Here is a 13,556-nt window from a genome sequence, read left to right as displayed (position 1 = left end):
GAAGCGGGAGAGACCGCCTACTCAGTCGCGCCCCCACCCAGCGACCCACTAAAGTGCACTCCAGACGCAACACCAGGAGAGCTCGCCTAGTGGACGATGGCGGCGGTCTTGAAAACCGCTAGGCCGGGTGACCGGTCTCGTGGGTTCGAATCCCACGCTCTCCGCTTAGCTTGGAAAACGTGGTCTGACCTGGCCGGATGAGTGGCGGGTGGGCTAGTGATCATTTCCCGGATATGCAGCCGTGGGCCGTCGTGAGCGGCTCCATGTCGTTGATCACGGGATATTCACGGGATGATCTTGGTGGTGTTTCCCCAGGTCATTAGGTCCGCATACGCATCTCCCTACGATCGCCTTGCGGTGGCTGATGTCCCGCTCAGGCTGGGGGCGATCGGCGGCCCAGGGCTCCGCCCAGGGCCATCGGATACTCCGGCGTGCTGGATGGCGCAGCCTGCTGACGCAGTTGACGGGCGATGTTCATCGGTGGCCCCGGTGCTGAGGTCGAGACCGGGACCGTTGTTACTCCTCAGCCTGGGTCCAGCCAAGCCGCCACCAGGTGATCATGAGACAAGCAGGGATGATCCCCCTACGGGTGCTGGCGCCTGTCGATCTTGCGCCTGTGGTCAACTGCGATTGCTGCTCTTGGGTGATTCGACCGTCCAGTGTTTCTTAGGTCTGGAGACAGGAGGACAGTCCTAGTCCTGACCGCACTCTGGGTAGTTGACGGGATGGCGGTTGGGATGAGGTGAACGAATCATCGAACCTTGATGCTCCCATACGGCCTCGTATGAGATTCGGCCCAAGACCCACTGCTTGGCGATCGATGGCTTGGTGCAGTTCATCGCTGTGAGGGCGAAAGGACGACCGTTGTTATCAACAATCCGATGCTCGGCTTTGCCGCCCACACGGTAGTCGATCCGGATCCGGAAGGTCACTCCCCATTGCGCGGTGATCGCTTTGATGATCACGGTATCTTCGGTGCCATCCGTGAGGGTCAGCGTTTTGTGCTGGAAATACGGTCCGCCGGGCGGTGCGTCATCTTCGAGATCGTCGGCACCGGGCATGCGGGTGATGGGATCGACATCGTCGAAATCGATGACCATCTGCTTTGTCTCTCCGCCGGACTGGTCTCTAACGTTGACCAATGTTCCGGCCCAGGGGGCGGTGCGCAGCACATCGACAGGGCGGATGTTGTCGATGAAAATCTTCTGATTGCGGCGACCCTCAAGCTTGATGGATATGAACTGCTGATCCAGGCTGGCCGCCCCGGTGGCCAGGAAATCTGCATGGATGTCGTGAAGACTCACTCCGCCGGGGGCCATCTCCTCGTAGGAGAATTTTTGCACGAACCGTCGCTGAGGTTCGGTCAGCCCAGTTCCCCGTGGAGTGACCACCTGGAGGGGCCCGGTTTCTGTGACCGAACTTAGCGTCAAGCGAATGGCCTCCTGATCCGGACCTATCGCCCGACGGACGTCATCCTTAGCAGCTGGCACGTCGACCACTTGGCCGCCTGCGCCCTGAAGTACGACGATCCCCAGAGCCACGATCATTGGCGCCAGGATGGCGAGGGACCAGGCACCCGGGCTTCGGATCCACCGTCTCCACCCTTGCAGGTCCGGGGGGCGTTGCCCTTCTGGCCGAGCGCCGGACTTTCGCGCCTTACTGCGTGGTTTGGGCCGATGCATTACTCACCCTCCGGGAATGTCGTATAAGAACATGGCCGTGCCAAATGGCCGCGTCCCGGAACTCCGACCATTTCGCATGGATCTCCCGTAAGGCTTCGGGAGCGGTAGAACAATAGATCAACCAATGTCGGGGCGTTGGGGAATCAACGCAATTGCCCTGGTGTGCCCTGATGGGGTACGGCGGGCTCAGGGGATTGGCCTGGCATGACCGTCAGCCCGATGTTCCTATCGTCGAGCCGAGGGCGAGATAGGCGCTTGTCTGTATAGGGTTACGGCGGACCTTATAGAGGGTGGCATACGCCACACGCCATGACCGACGGTTCTGATATGACGAAGGCCCGCGACCGGATGGAGTCAACGGGGCCTAGTTGGCGTCATCGATCACTCGTCGAGAGCTGAGCCGATACGACGATTGGCTATGTCGGTGCCGCCGTCGATGCACTTCGCGTAGACCTTCAACAGGACATCGACGCTGTGCCCGGCGCGGTCGGCGATGTCGGGTGGGGCCACACCGGCGTTGAGCCAGAGGCTGACGGCGGCGTGCCGGAGATCGTACGGTCGGGCGGCCATCGGAGAGGCGACCTGATCGGGCGTCAGCGCGAAGTTACGTGCCGCTTTCCATGCCTCGCAGTAGGTTCCGATCGAGATGATCCCGCCCCGCAGGGTCCGGAACAGGCGGCCGTCGTCGTTGACGCCGAACTCTTTGATGTGGTCACGCAGGATGGCCACAAGTAGAGGAGGGATGGGGACCGGCCGGCCCTCGTCTTCCGCGCGGTGCTTCAAGCCTCGGTCGTCATGACCGTCGCCGGAGTCGGTCCAGCGCTTGTTGGACTGAGGCTTGGACTTCGCAAGGAGCAGTAGGCCCCATCCCGACTCGGGCAGTTCGCAGTCACTTTCACGGAGGGCAAGGGCCTCGGCCGGGCGCAGGCCGGCGTAGTAGAGACAGGCGAAGAACGCTTTGAGGTGGCGTCCACGCTTGACGAGGCCGACATAGGTGACCGCGTTCAGCAGTTCGCTGGCCTGCCGGGGGTTGACGACGACGCGGCGGTCGACGACCTCACGAACTTTCGGGGGCTTCCACGCCTTGACCTTGTCGATCGGGTTGGACGGCAATTCTTCGAGGTCGACGGCGTATTGCAGGGTGTTGTAGAAGACCGAGCGCTTGCGGGCGATCGTGGTTGCTGCGGCGGCGGTGCCGTCGAGGCGGAGCGTCAGCGCGTCCAAGCCGAGGCGGACCAAGCGCGGCTTGGCCAACTGCTCGATCGGTAGTGAGCGCTTGTCGAGCCAGGTAAGGGCCTCCTTGATCTCCGGCGGTTGGGGCACGTCGCGGGTTGCTGGCGACAGGGCGTACTGACGCAGAGCCGAGCGCATCACCCCCGCGTCGGGCCGGTCGGTCGCGTCCTGGTCGACGAGCGCGGGGATGACCGTGGACAGGGCGTCAGTCATGCTGTCGCGGGTCTTCGCCGCTGCGTGGGGCCACTTCATGTCCACGTACGCGAGAGCGAACGTGTAGAAGTTCGTGGACTTCTTGGCCTGGAGCATCGACAGGGGCAGGCAGGTGCCGACGTCGAAGGCTTCGCCCCGCTTGGCGGCCTGGCGGAGGTCGGACAAGAAGCTTTCGGCCAGGGCCTTGGTGCGAAAGCTCCGGGACTTCTCCTTGCGCCCAACTGCCCAGCGCACCACATAGGACGGTGCCTTACTCGACTGGTTGCGCTTGATCTCCCACAGCTTGACGTCGTACGAGAGGTTCATGACACCTCCCGCAGGGAGTCGAGCCAGGAGGCGAGTTCGCTGCGGTATACGCGGATCTCACCGTTGGGCAGCTTCAGGCCGCGCGGCGCGTGGCCGAGTTCGCGCCAGCGGTAAAACGTCCGGCGGGAGACGCCGCCGAGTTCGTCGAGGATCTGCGGCACGGTGAGGAGTTCGTCGTTTCGCCTCATACGGCGCCCTCCGTGCAGGCCAGGCGGAGGAGGTAGAGGTGAAGGGAGTCGATCGGGATGCGGCGGCCCCCGTCGGTGCGGATGGAATCAACGGCGCCCGAGGCGAGGAGCTCGCCGAGCTTGTCGGGCGGGATCGCCAACGCCTCGGCGGCTTCAGCGACGGTCAGCAAGAGACCAGTCATCGGGCACCGCCCAGGCTGTCGGCAATGAGGGCGTCACCGAGGGAGAGACCGCGTCCGACGTAGCGCCAGGTGGCGACGATCCGAGGGGTGTCCTCTGGGAAGAGCGGGAGTCGGTCGGTGGTGATGTCGTTTCGGCGGGCGTGGGTGGCGCGGCCGGCCCGGATGTCGGTGATGGTTACCGAGTAGTGGCGGGAGCGGGTGGAGAAGTGGCCGCGGAACCCGAGCATGTGTGCCCACTGGATCAGGCGAAGGTCGGCCAGTTCATCGAGGGCGCCGAGGCGCACGCACGCGGCGATGAGTTGGCGGGCGTGCTCACGCACGGGGAGAGCGGCTAGATCGGTAGTCGGCAGAATGCGACAGTCGAGGATGCCGATACTCTCGGCGCCCTTGACGGCATATTTTGCGACGTACCCCGCGACCGCCTGTTCGGTGAGTTCACCATTCAAGGTGATCGGGCGGATATCGAGTTGGTTGCCCCAGCGCAGCACGCGATCCGGATGGTCGCCGTAGGCCGGAACGGTTGCCTGGACGACGCTTGCGGCGTGCTGGAGAGCTAGTCCGAGTAACTCGATGGTCGCCCACGCTGGTGGAGCCGATTGGGGACCGTTCGGGCCATCCAGACGCACGATGGCGTGGAAATGGACGAGACCGCGCCGTTGGTATTCGGCGACCTTGGCGAAGGAGACGACCAGTTGTTCCCTCAGGCCCTTGAGCGTGAGGCCGCAACGTTTGGCAAGATTCCGCCGTAGAGCGTCGGTGAAGCGCTTCCACAGCAGTGGCGCGTAGGCGTTGAACAGAACGGATCCGGAGTAGTCGTAGCAAAGAGCGCACAACGGTTCGCCAAGGAGTTGCTCGTCGGATCCGTGTCGAGCGGTGCAGCTCATGACCTGCCCGTGGGTGCAGATGATCGGGTTCCGGCGGGCGTGGCAGGGGAGCAGCTTTCCGTTCCGGTTCAAACGCGTGTGGACCACGCCGAAGGAAGGCGCGGTGAGCGTGAGGAACAGACAGGGGTGCGAGGTTACCGAGGTGGGGACACCCTTGCCGCCGACGAGGCCGGCGCGGATGAGGTGGTAGGTGTCGGCGCGGTAGATCTCTGCGCAGGCCGGGCAGCGGGAGGCGCGGCGGGTCTTACACGGAAGGCGCAGGACACCGTCTGGTTCCAGGTAGGTGCTGTAGCGGTGCAGCAGTGCGCCAGTCAGGCGGTCGCGGTGCTCGATCTTGCCGCGCAGGTGAATGGGCTGTCGACAGCCGCCGGCACGCCTGATCTGATCGGCCCATCGCTGGTAGCCGGGGTGGTTGAGTCGGGTGATCGTGCCGCTGATCGCGTGCGCATTGGTCGTGATTGTGGGCAAGATAGGTTCCTCCTTTCGCTCGTTCGGGTGAGGGAGGGCCTCCGACCTGGCGTGTGTCTTGGCGGATGTGCGGCCAGGCCGGAGGCGTTGACGGGTCAGCAGTTGCCGAGCCCGTCACAGTGGCGGCAGGTGTCGCCGTAGGAGTCCGAGCCGGTTCCGCCGCAGTGGCAGCACTGCCAGCGCTTGGGCTCGATCTCGGGGAGTTCGTCGACTTCAGTCGGTTCTGAGTTGTTCACGGGTGTCCTCCTTTCTCTGGTCAGGCGGGTTCTGGGTGGGCGCGGATGTCACGGAGGAGGTCGGAGGCGAGTTTGTTGGACACGCCGAGGCGGGTGCGGAGCATGTCGCGGGTGATGGGTTTGCCGTGCCGGGCGTGGTGTTCCTCGGCTACTCGGCGGGCGTAGTCGAGCAGGGAGGACGCCGGGGCCGACCGGTCGTCCTGGCCGTCCTGGACGGTGGGGACGGTGGGGACGAGGACGGGCGCCGGGGACGGGCCGAGGACGGATAGGCCGGTGGTCTCAGCGGTCACGTCCTTAGGTGTCGGGATCAGGTCGGATGCTGAGGACGGTTCGGGCTGTGGGCTGGTGGTGCGGCGTTCGAGTATGGAGACGGCGATCAGGAACGCGCCCGCTGGGGTGGCCGCGGTGAGCCATCCCCAGGGGGTGGGTTCGGCTTGGTGGAGGTTGGCGGCCAGGGACAGGACGATGCCGGCGACCAGGACGAGGGTGGGCCAGGAGATCCAGCCCTGCCGCGTGCGGCGGGTCTTCTTGTCGCGTTGGCGTTCGCGGGCGGCCATGACACAGGTGAGGTCGATGCAGACGGCTACGGCCCAGGCCATCCAGCCGGCTTGGCCGTGTTCGGTGGCGGTGTCGCGGATGTGGGTGAAGGAGCCCGTACCGGCGATGAGCGCCAGGACCAGGACGGGGCTGGCCGGTGTCGATCAGCCAGGCGGACATGGTGCGCATCAGGGGCTACCTCCCTTCGTGATGGGTCAGGCGGGGATCTTGGTTTCGGCGCAGATGTCGGCCCAGTCCGGGGTGAGGTGGGCGTAGGCGTGCGCAGCTTGTTCGGCGGTCTTCTCCGGGATGTAGAAGGAGCGGGCGCGATACCACTGGCCGTCTTGATGGGCGACGATGGCGACTCCGGGCTTCTCGGCGGGGATGGCGCGGGCGGAGTCCAAGGCGGACGGGTCGAGGTCACCGAGGGTCATGGTGGCGGTCTCGGGATCGTTGACCCGGTGGCAGATGCGCCCGGAGCATTGAGCGCGCAGGGCGGTGACGCCAGGGCCGAGTTCGGAGCTGATGCGCTGGCCGGAGCAGAACAGGTAGATGCCGAAGGCGCGGCCGAGTTGGGCGATGCGCAGGAGCGCGGTGGAGATGCGGGCGATCTCGTCTTTCTCGCTCTTGTCGGCCATCAGGTACAGCTCGGCCAGCTCGTCGACCAGGACCACGATGGGGACCGGCCGATCAGCAGGCGGGAGTTGCCAGATGTTGCGGGCGCCGGCGGTCCGGCACTGGCCCATGCGGCCGATCATGAGGGCGATCAGGTCGGCCAGCAGGTCACTGCATTCGCTTCGGGAGGTGGCCAGCGCCGACAGGCGCGGCGTGTACGGGGTGAACTCAACACCGCCCTTGAGGTCGAACCCGACCAGCGCAACCGGTTGAGGCGCAAGACCGACCAGCAGGGCGTTGGCGAGGTTGGACTTTCCCGATTGGGTCGCTCCGGCGTTGATCCAGTGCGGGACGGTGGTGAAGTCGATCAGCCATGCGCCGCCGGTTTCCAGCCGTCCGACCGTGACCTTGAGCAGGTCGGGCGAGGGCGGGATCTGGTCGACTCGGATGAGCGGGTCATGGATGGTGACGTTGAGGCGGATCCGTCCGGGCTTGTCGGAGGAGACCCGGACGGCGTGGACTCCCCAGGAGTGGGCGAGGCGTTCGGCGGCCTCGGAGTAGTCGGCGGGGATCTGGCCTTCCAGGAGGCGGAGGGTGACGCGCCAGCCGTACCGGGTGGGGAGGGGGAGCCACATCCACGGTTTGGTGTCGACGGCGACGCGGCGGAAGGTGCGGCGGACTTTCACGGTGCCGGTGGAGACGAGCGCGGCCGGGGTGATGGTCCACCAGAAGCGCTGGCGTTTCTTGGTGAGGCCGCAGCCGAGGGCGACTTTGCGCCAGCTGGCGCGGATGCCGATTGCGGTGAGCGGGTAGGCCAGGACGTACCAGAACGAGACGGGGTGGAAGTGGCGCCAGGCCCAGAGCCCGGCCGCGACGGCGGCCAGGGCTGCGGGTAAGGCGAGTAGTTCCGGCAGGGTGTCAGGCACGGTCGTCGTCCACCGGCGCGGCATGAGCGGGCTGGAAGGATGCGGCGCGGTAGGAGATGCCCCATCGGCCGGAGGTCTCCCAGACATAACCGATCATGTCGATCGGGGTGACTTCCGATCCGGCGGTGACGCCGGGATCGCCGGAGGTGCCGATCTTGACGAGTTCGATGCGGCCGAAGTCGTCTTCGACCGACAGGACGGTTTCGTAGATGGCCTGGCCGGTCTTGTCGAGCTTGAGCTCTCCGGTGTCGCGGTTGAGGACGCGGGGGTGTGGGGCCTTCACGCAGGTGAAGACGAGCTTGGCCGCATCGACGGGAATCGGAATGGTCCGCATGTCGTAAACCTCCTCTGCTCACATAGCCAACATAGTTAACCTAGTTGGCTTGGCTGTCAATGTGCTCGTGGTTGGCTTGGTTGCTCTCTCGTGGTGAGATGAGGGGCGATGGTCAAGAAGACGGGCCGGCCCGGATACCTTCAGATCGCCGATGAACTGCGGGAGCGGATTCGCGGCGGATTTCTCGCGCCCGGAGAGCCGCTGCCGTCCACCGCCCAGCTGGCCGAGCAGTTCGACGCCTCGTTGTCGGTGGTGAAGATGGCGATGGGGATCTTGCGCAACGAGGGTCTTGTCGTCGGCCAGCAGGGCAAGGGCGTGTTCGTCCGGGAGGACGACCAGCTTGCACAGGATGGGGACCTGCGAGCCGAGGTCACCGCTCTGCGCAATGCCGTACAGGACTTGACCCGACGCCTGGAACAGGTGGAAGCGGTGTTGCATACGCCCGAGCAGGCGCCCGCTCGGAAGGCTCGCGGGTAAGGCGGTCGTCGCGGACATGGCAGCCGGTCACCCAGCGGGCCAGCCCCGCGGAAAGGCCCGGGGCACTCGCCGGGAGGTGACGCCGGTTGTCCTCCCGGCGCATCCCGATCACTACCACGACGTAGCCGACCGCGACAGCGATAGCCAGGATCAGCGCGATGATCAGCGGCAGCCAGGTCATCGAGTCGCTCCCAGCGCGCTCATGCGGTGCGGGTTCCTCGGGGGCCGGCGGGTCTCGCCGCGCCGCCGGTCGGCGCGCAGCCGGGCGTTCTGACGCCGGATCCACCGCTGCCGGGCGGCGCACTTGCGGCAGAACTGCTGCCCGTCGGCCAGGAGCGCCCCGCAGATGCAGGTGGGCGATTCGTCCTGGGGTTGGGCGATCGTGTCTGTCATGATCACTCACTCTCCTTTCGGCCGGTGTTGCTTTGGCTTGGCGCTATCGAGAGTGCGGCGAACAGTAAGGACGAGATCACTGCATGACCGGACGTGTTCAAGACGTCCGGTTTACGATGGCCACGTCCCCCGATGTCCCGAACGGGCAGGTGAGATGGCGAACGAGCGACTGCGCGCGGCGCTGCTGGAGCGCGGGGTGAGCGTCGCGGACCTGGCGGCGGCCATCGAGGTGGACCCCAAGACCGTTGAGCGGTGGATCACCAAAGGCCGGGCGCCGTACCGAAAGCACAGGTACGCGGTCTCCTCCCATCTGGGAATGGAGGAGTCCTACCTGTGGCCCGAAGCCCTCACCCGCGAGCAGGTGGCCTCAGCCTCCGAAAGCGAGATCGTCTCGGTGTATCCGCACCGCTGGACCGTCCCGAGGGACATATGGGGACGTCTGTTCTCGGCGGCCAAGGACGAGATCGGGGTGCTCGTCTACAGCGGCATGTTCCTGGCCGAGGACGCGGGCATGGTCCGGGTTCTCGGCGAACGGGCCGAGGCGGGCGTGCGGGTGCGCATCCTGCTCGGCAACCCCGCCAGCCCGGAGGTCGCCCGGCGCGGCGCCGATGAGGGAATCGACGAGGGCATGGCGGCCAAGGTGAAGAACGCGCTGGTGCTCTACAAGCCGATCCGTGCCCTGGACGCTGTGCAGATCCGGCTGCACAGCACGGTCCTGTACAACTCGATCTACCGGGCCGATGATCAGCTGCTCGTCAACACCCACGTCTACGGCGCTCCGGCCGCCAACGCTCCCGTCCTGCATCTGCGGCGGGTGGCCGGCGGGGACATGGTGACGACCTATGTCGAAAGCTTCGAGCGGGTGTGGTCCCAGGCAATCTCGGTAGAGTCCTGAACTATGGGCCAGCGGATCGACTTCTACGACGACCCGGACGCACCCGCACCCAACAGCCTCGTCCCCTCCGTGAACGTCGTGGTGACCGACGCGGCCGGCGACATCTTGATGATCTGCCGCAGCGACAACGGCAACTGGGCCGTCCCCGGCGGCGCCATCGATCTCGGCGAGTCACTCCCCGCGGCAGCCGTCCGGGAAACCCTGGAGGAGACCGGCATCGAGTGTGAGATCACCGGGCTGGTCGGTACCTACACCGATCCCCGCCACGTGATCCTCTACACCAGCAACGGCGAAGCGCGGCAGGAGTTCTCCATCGTCGTGACCGCAGTCGCCGTGGCCGGCGAGCCGACCCCCAGCAGCGAATCAACCCAGGTCCGCTGGGTGCCGCGTGACCAGGTCGGCGCGCTGAGGATGGATCGTTCGATGCGTCTGCGCATCGGCCACTACCTCGACCAGCAGCAGGCCCGGTATTCAGGCCGGGCAGCCCAGCCCCACGTTGGCTGAAGTGAGCCGGGACTCCACCGCGCGGACCGCCGACAGAATGCACGGCTCGGCCCGGTTGATCGTCCAGGTGACCGCGTCCTCAGGCCCGTACCGGGCGCGGATCTCGGCCAGCCGTTCGGTCACGGTCAGCGGAAGACCGTCCGGGCTGGTGGTCATGTCGCAGAAGGTCAGCGCCTCGACCAGGTCCCCGCGCTGTTTCGGGAACTCGGCGGTGAGAATGTCGAGCAGCCCGCGTTCATCGGCCTCGATCTCGGCGCAGGTGTGATGGGCCACCAGACGGCACAGCAGCTCGTCGGCGCCGTGCACATCCCGCAAGTAGCGGCCCCCGTCGATCGGATGGAATCCGGTGTCGATCAGATCCGGCGCGTACCCGATGTCATGCAGCCACGCCGAGGCGGCCAGAATGTCGGCGTCCTTGCCGAGGATCGGGGCGAGCGCCTCAGCCCGCCGCCCGACCCCCTGCGAGTGCTCCCACCGTCGCGGCAACGGCCGCTCCAACACCTTTTGCGCCAGCTCACGAGCCCATACGAGGTATCCCATGGCGCTCACGATAGACACGCCACCCCACACGCCACCTAGACCGCACACCTGGACGTCCCAGGACGTCCTAACTGTGCACGTCAGGCTGACGTACGAACCACCGGTTGCCGGTGCCGACCGTGATCAGGTCCTCGCGCTGCAACGTCCGCAACGCTGAGCGTGCCGTCGTCCAGGAGACTCCGAACCGGCGCTGTATCGCGGCGTTACTTGGCATGGCCATACCCGGCGCCGGCACGCCCGCGGCGATCTCCTGCCGCAAGGTGCTCGCGACGGCCCGGTACAGGCGCGGCTCGCGGGGTAGCCGATCGCGGCGGGAGTCAGGTCGTTCGGCGACGAATCGCCGCTTACCGTGTCCGATCACGACCACACCCTCGCGCTGCAACAGCTGAACCGCCGAACGAGTCGTGGCCCGCGACACGTTGAACCGGCGCTGCAACGCATCCTCACTCGGCATCGCCGCCCCCGGCGCCAGCACGCCCGTCGTGATCTCCTCCCGCAGCGCTTTCGCCAGAGCCATGTACAGATACGGCTCACGCGTCAGCTGATCGGGTACCCGGACCATCCGTCCCTTGGACGGAATGGTGATCACCAGGCCCTCCGCTTCGACGTCGGCAAGAGCCCGCCGCACCGTGTTTCGCGAGATCCCAAACTCCTCGCACAATGCCCCCTCAGCGGGCAGCAACTCCCCGGGCGCGTACTCGCCGGATGCGATCCGAGCCCGGAGTCGGGCGGCGATTTTGGGGTACACTCGCCAGCTGCTCAGCAAGCCTCGCCCCTGGACGGAATTGCCCATGTCCGGATCAGGAGTGGTAGGCATCGGCGATCTTCCTGAGGTCGACGATCAGGTCCGCCTGTTCCCCGTCGCGCCACCCGGCTTGCGCAGCCGCCTCCACGAAAAGGGCGGCTTTCCGCAGCCGCAGGCATGAGACCCGCTCGTCGGCCTGGTCGCCCCAGTAGAACCACCAGAACGACAAGTGGACGTGGATCCGGCGGGTACGGAACTTGGAGTCGACGACGTCCAGCGCCAGACGCTGGTTCTGGTCGACCAGCAGGACGGTGGTGATGCCTCGGGCCGTCAGTTCTTCGCCTAACGCGGTGAGCTGCCTGCGCTCGTACGCGCGTTGCTGTTCGAGGATCTGATTCATCGGCGGTGGCTTCCCTTTCGATCAGCCAGGGGGTCCGGTACGCCCCTGTGCTGGTCGAGCCTCTGACGGCGGCCGAGACCTTCCCACCACGACTGAGGGACGTCTAGGGACTTCTTGTGTTAGCGTCGCAGCCACAGCCCACGCCCCCGGAGAGGTGCCCGTGAGCGACAACCTGCGCTACGCCCTCAACCGAGCCCGCCTGCAACCCGTCGACCTCGCCGCAGCCCTGGCCGTCGACCCCAAAACCGTCGAACGCTGGCTCAAAGGCCGCATCCCCTACCCCCGCCACCGCTGGGCCATCGCCGAACTCCTCAACCTCGACGAAACCCACCTCTGGCCCCAGATCACCCCACCCCACCAGCACATCTCCGACGAAGTCCTCGCCATCTACCCGCACCGCTGGGCCGTCCCCCACACCGTCTGGCGAAACCTGTTCCAATCCGCCGGCCACGAGATCGGCATCCTCGCCTACAGCAGCCTGTTCCTCGCCGAAGACGCCGGACTCCTCCGCCTCATCGCCCACCAAGCCGACACCGGCACCCGGGTACGCATCCTGCTCGGCAACCCCGAAAGCCCCGAAGTCGCCGCCCGCGGAACCGAAGAACACATCGGCCCCCACACCATGACCGCGAGAATCCGCAACGCCATCACCCTCTACCAGCCCCTACGCGGCCTCACAGGGATCGAGTTCCGGTTCCACCGCACCGTCCTCTACAACTCCATCTACCGCGCCGACGACCAACTCCTCGTCAACGCCCACATCTACGGCACCCCCGCAGCCGACGCCCCCGTCATCCACCTCCGCACCGGCCACCAGGACGGCAGCGCCCACGTCTACCTGGCCAGCTTCGAACGCACCTGGGCAGACGCCGAACCCGGAACATGATCCAAAGAAACTTCTCTGTACTGAATCAAGGCCGGCCCGCCTGCGGCGTCCGGCCCGCGTCGGGCGGTCGCGGGCCGCGCTGCGGCTCTTCGGCCGGTCACGGCCCGCACCGCCCACGCGCCGAGTCGTCCTCCTCGCTGGACTTGATGGGGCCGCCAGGAGCCGACTCACGAGAGGCTCATCAGCTTTCTCAGCTCGCCAGATGTGAACTAACCCGGTGCGATCAGATAAGGGCGAGACGACAGCCAAGGTGCGTTGACAGTCGGTCAATAAATGCGAGATCCGCTGGTTCCCAGTTCCACAGACAAAGAGCGAATTGGCAGAAAGCCCAGGGTGGATCAAATTGCCATTCATGCAGTTGGGCTCGGTGACTGCAGTGCGCGCACTCTCGCCAGAGTGTATTGCCCTCGCCCCAATTATCAGCGAGTTCGGCGATCTTACTCCATGCCCGTGTAGGTAGCCCATCCTTCAGTAAGGGCACTCCGTTTCCGCAGCTCGGACAGATCAGCATGTCAGCTTTCATTGGATAGCAAACAATCCATTTCTGATGTACCATAATCCGACGAGTATTCGCAGGCTGCGAGCCGGCACTCTGCTCCATCGCATATTGGCCATCGGGCAAGTAGGCGCCAGTGGCACTTCTTTCTGTGGTGATTATGCCTTCCGATATAAGCCAGTCCGCCGCGAGTCGGGCTAGGGAACTGGCCTCGGATAAGCCCCCCTCCATACTGGCCACCCACTGATATCGATCTTTATTGGTGGTTTCTTCGCTCCCTATCATTGCTCGAAAGTGACGGAAGGATGGATCGTCGGGGTCGAGGTCGATGGCGGTGGTGAAATCGGCCAGCGCCTCCTCGTACCGCTCCATAGCCAGGTACGTCCGTCCGCGTGAGGCGATCGCCCAGTCGTATC

18 protein-coding genes and 1 tRNA gene are annotated in these 13,556 nt (G+C 65.7%); 5 read left to right on the top strand and 14 right to left on the bottom strand.

Annotated features, from left to right (window positions below):
- Positions 1-75 precede the first annotated feature (75 nt).
- Positions 76-164 (top strand) — tRNA-Ser (locus tag Acor_RS35640).
- A 528-nt stretch (positions 165-692) separates the two neighbouring features.
- Here Acor_RS35640 and Acor_RS35635 read toward each other — a convergent pair.
- From Acor_RS35635 to Acor_RS35595, 9 genes are all read right to left on the bottom strand, one after another.
- Positions 693-1,547 (bottom strand): hypothetical protein, encoded by an 855-nt coding sequence (locus Acor_RS35635; RefSeq protein WP_155341182.1) that lies wholly within the window; start codon positions 1,545-1,547, stop codon positions 693-695.
- A 516-nt stretch (positions 1,548-2,063) separates the two neighbouring features.
- On the bottom strand, positions 2,064-3,434 hold the full coding sequence (locus Acor_RS35630; protein ID WP_155341181.1) for a tyrosine-type recombinase/integrase: 1,371 nt from the start codon (positions 3,432-3,434) through the stop codon (positions 2,064-2,066).
- Positions 3,431-3,622, bottom strand: coding sequence for a helix-turn-helix transcriptional regulator (locus Acor_RS35625; protein WP_155341180.1), 192 nt, complete (start codon positions 3,620-3,622; stop codon positions 3,431-3,433). The genes Acor_RS35630 and Acor_RS35625 overlap by 4 nt, the downstream gene beginning before the upstream one ends.
- Entirely contained in the window at positions 3,619-3,804 is a 186-nt protein-coding gene (locus Acor_RS35620; protein ID WP_155341179.1) for a MerR family transcriptional regulator, read from the bottom strand. The genes Acor_RS35625 and Acor_RS35620 overlap by 4 nt, the downstream gene beginning before the upstream one ends.
- A complete protein-coding gene (locus Acor_RS35615; RefSeq protein ID WP_155341178.1) occupies positions 3,801-5,156 on the bottom strand; it encodes a replication initiator in 1,356 nt (451 codons plus the stop codon). Before Acor_RS35615 ends, Acor_RS35620 begins: the two co-directional genes overlap by 4 nt.
- 95 nt (positions 5,157-5,251) lie before the next feature.
- Positions 5,252-5,392: a hypothetical protein gene (locus tag Acor_RS35610; protein ID WP_155341177.1), complete on the bottom strand. Its 141-nt coding sequence runs from the start codon at positions 5,390-5,392 to the stop codon at positions 5,252-5,254.
- Positions 5,393-5,412: 20 nt separating this feature from the next.
- Positions 5,413-6,072 (bottom strand): DUF2637 domain-containing protein, encoded by a 660-nt coding sequence (locus tag Acor_RS35605; RefSeq protein ID WP_155341176.1) that lies wholly within the window; start codon positions 6,070-6,072, stop codon positions 5,413-5,415.
- Positions 6,073-6,144: 72 nt separating this feature from the next.
- Positions 6,145-7,470, bottom strand: a complete 1,326-nt coding sequence (locus tag Acor_RS35600; protein WP_246239560.1) for an FtsK/SpoIIIE domain-containing protein — start codon at positions 7,468-7,470, stop codon at positions 6,145-6,147.
- The gene (locus tag Acor_RS35595; RefSeq protein ID WP_155341174.1) at positions 7,463-7,804 is read right to left on the bottom strand and encodes an SCO3933 family regulatory protein; all 342 of its coding nucleotides are present in this window, start codon (positions 7,802-7,804) and stop codon (positions 7,463-7,465) included. The genes Acor_RS35600 and Acor_RS35595 overlap by 8 nt, the downstream gene beginning before the upstream one ends.
- A gap of 108 nt (positions 7,805-7,912) precedes the next feature.
- Here Acor_RS35595 and Acor_RS35590 point away from each other — a divergent pair, with 108 nt between their 5' ends.
- Positions 7,913-8,281 (top strand): GntR family transcriptional regulator, encoded by a 369-nt coding sequence (locus tag Acor_RS35590; protein WP_155341173.1) that lies wholly within the window; start codon positions 7,913-7,915, stop codon positions 8,279-8,281.
- A gap of 177 nt (positions 8,282-8,458) precedes the next feature.
- Here the strand turns inward: Acor_RS35590 and Acor_RS35585 are convergent, their stop codons facing one another.
- Entirely contained in the window at positions 8,459-8,674 is a 216-nt protein-coding gene (locus Acor_RS35585) for a hypothetical protein (protein WP_155341172.1), read from the bottom strand.
- Positions 8,675-8,828: 154 nt separating this feature from the next.
- On the opposite strand from Acor_RS35585, the gene Acor_RS35580 reads away from it, so the two are divergent.
- Together Acor_RS35580 and Acor_RS35575 are read left to right on the top strand one after the other, a co-directional pair.
- Positions 8,829-9,569 carry a DUF5919 domain-containing protein gene (locus Acor_RS35580; RefSeq protein WP_155341171.1) on the top strand — a complete coding sequence of 247 codons (741 nt, stop codon included), beginning with the start codon at positions 8,829-8,831 and terminating at the stop codon, positions 9,567-9,569.
- Between the two features lie 3 nt (positions 9,570-9,572).
- Complete coding sequence (locus Acor_RS35575) at positions 9,573-10,073, top strand: NUDIX hydrolase (protein ID WP_155341170.1); 501 nt, start codon at positions 9,573-9,575, stop codon at positions 10,071-10,073.
- Here the strand turns inward: Acor_RS35575 and Acor_RS35570 are convergent.
- From Acor_RS35570 to Acor_RS35560, 3 genes are all read right to left on the bottom strand, one after another.
- Positions 10,041-10,613 carry an HD domain-containing protein gene (locus Acor_RS35570; RefSeq protein WP_155341169.1) on the bottom strand — a complete coding sequence of 191 codons (573 nt, stop codon included), beginning with the start codon at positions 10,611-10,613 and terminating at the stop codon, positions 10,041-10,043. The two genes, Acor_RS35575 and Acor_RS35570, sit on opposite strands and share 33 nt — an antisense overlap.
- A gap of 67 nt (positions 10,614-10,680) precedes the next feature.
- Entirely contained in the window at positions 10,681-11,406 is a 726-nt protein-coding gene (locus Acor_RS42495; protein ID WP_170317240.1) for a GntR family transcriptional regulator, read from the bottom strand.
- Positions 11,407-11,413: 7 nt separating this feature from the next.
- Entirely contained in the window at positions 11,414-11,758 is a 345-nt protein-coding gene (locus tag Acor_RS35560) for a hypothetical protein (protein WP_155341168.1), read from the bottom strand.
- A 160-nt stretch (positions 11,759-11,918) separates the two neighbouring features.
- Here Acor_RS35560 and Acor_RS35555 point away from each other — a divergent pair, with 160 nt between their 5' ends.
- Positions 11,919-12,644 carry an XRE family transcriptional regulator gene (locus tag Acor_RS35555; RefSeq protein ID WP_155341167.1) on the top strand — a complete coding sequence of 242 codons (726 nt, stop codon included), beginning with the start codon at positions 11,919-11,921 and terminating at the stop codon, positions 12,642-12,644.
- Between the two features lie 223 nt (positions 12,645-12,867).
- Here Acor_RS35555 and Acor_RS35550 read toward each other — a convergent pair.
- A partial coding sequence (locus tag Acor_RS35550) for a tetratricopeptide repeat protein (RefSeq protein ID WP_155341166.1) occupies positions 12,868-13,556 on the bottom strand: 689 nt, incomplete at its 5' end.

The organism is Acrocarpospora corrugata, assembly GCF_009687845.1.
Classification (GTDB): Bacteria; Actinomycetota; Actinomycetes; order Streptosporangiales; family Streptosporangiaceae; genus Acrocarpospora; species Acrocarpospora corrugata.
Note: the sequence above shows the minus strand (reverse complement) of the source record. Positions and strands in the feature narration are given on the sequence as shown.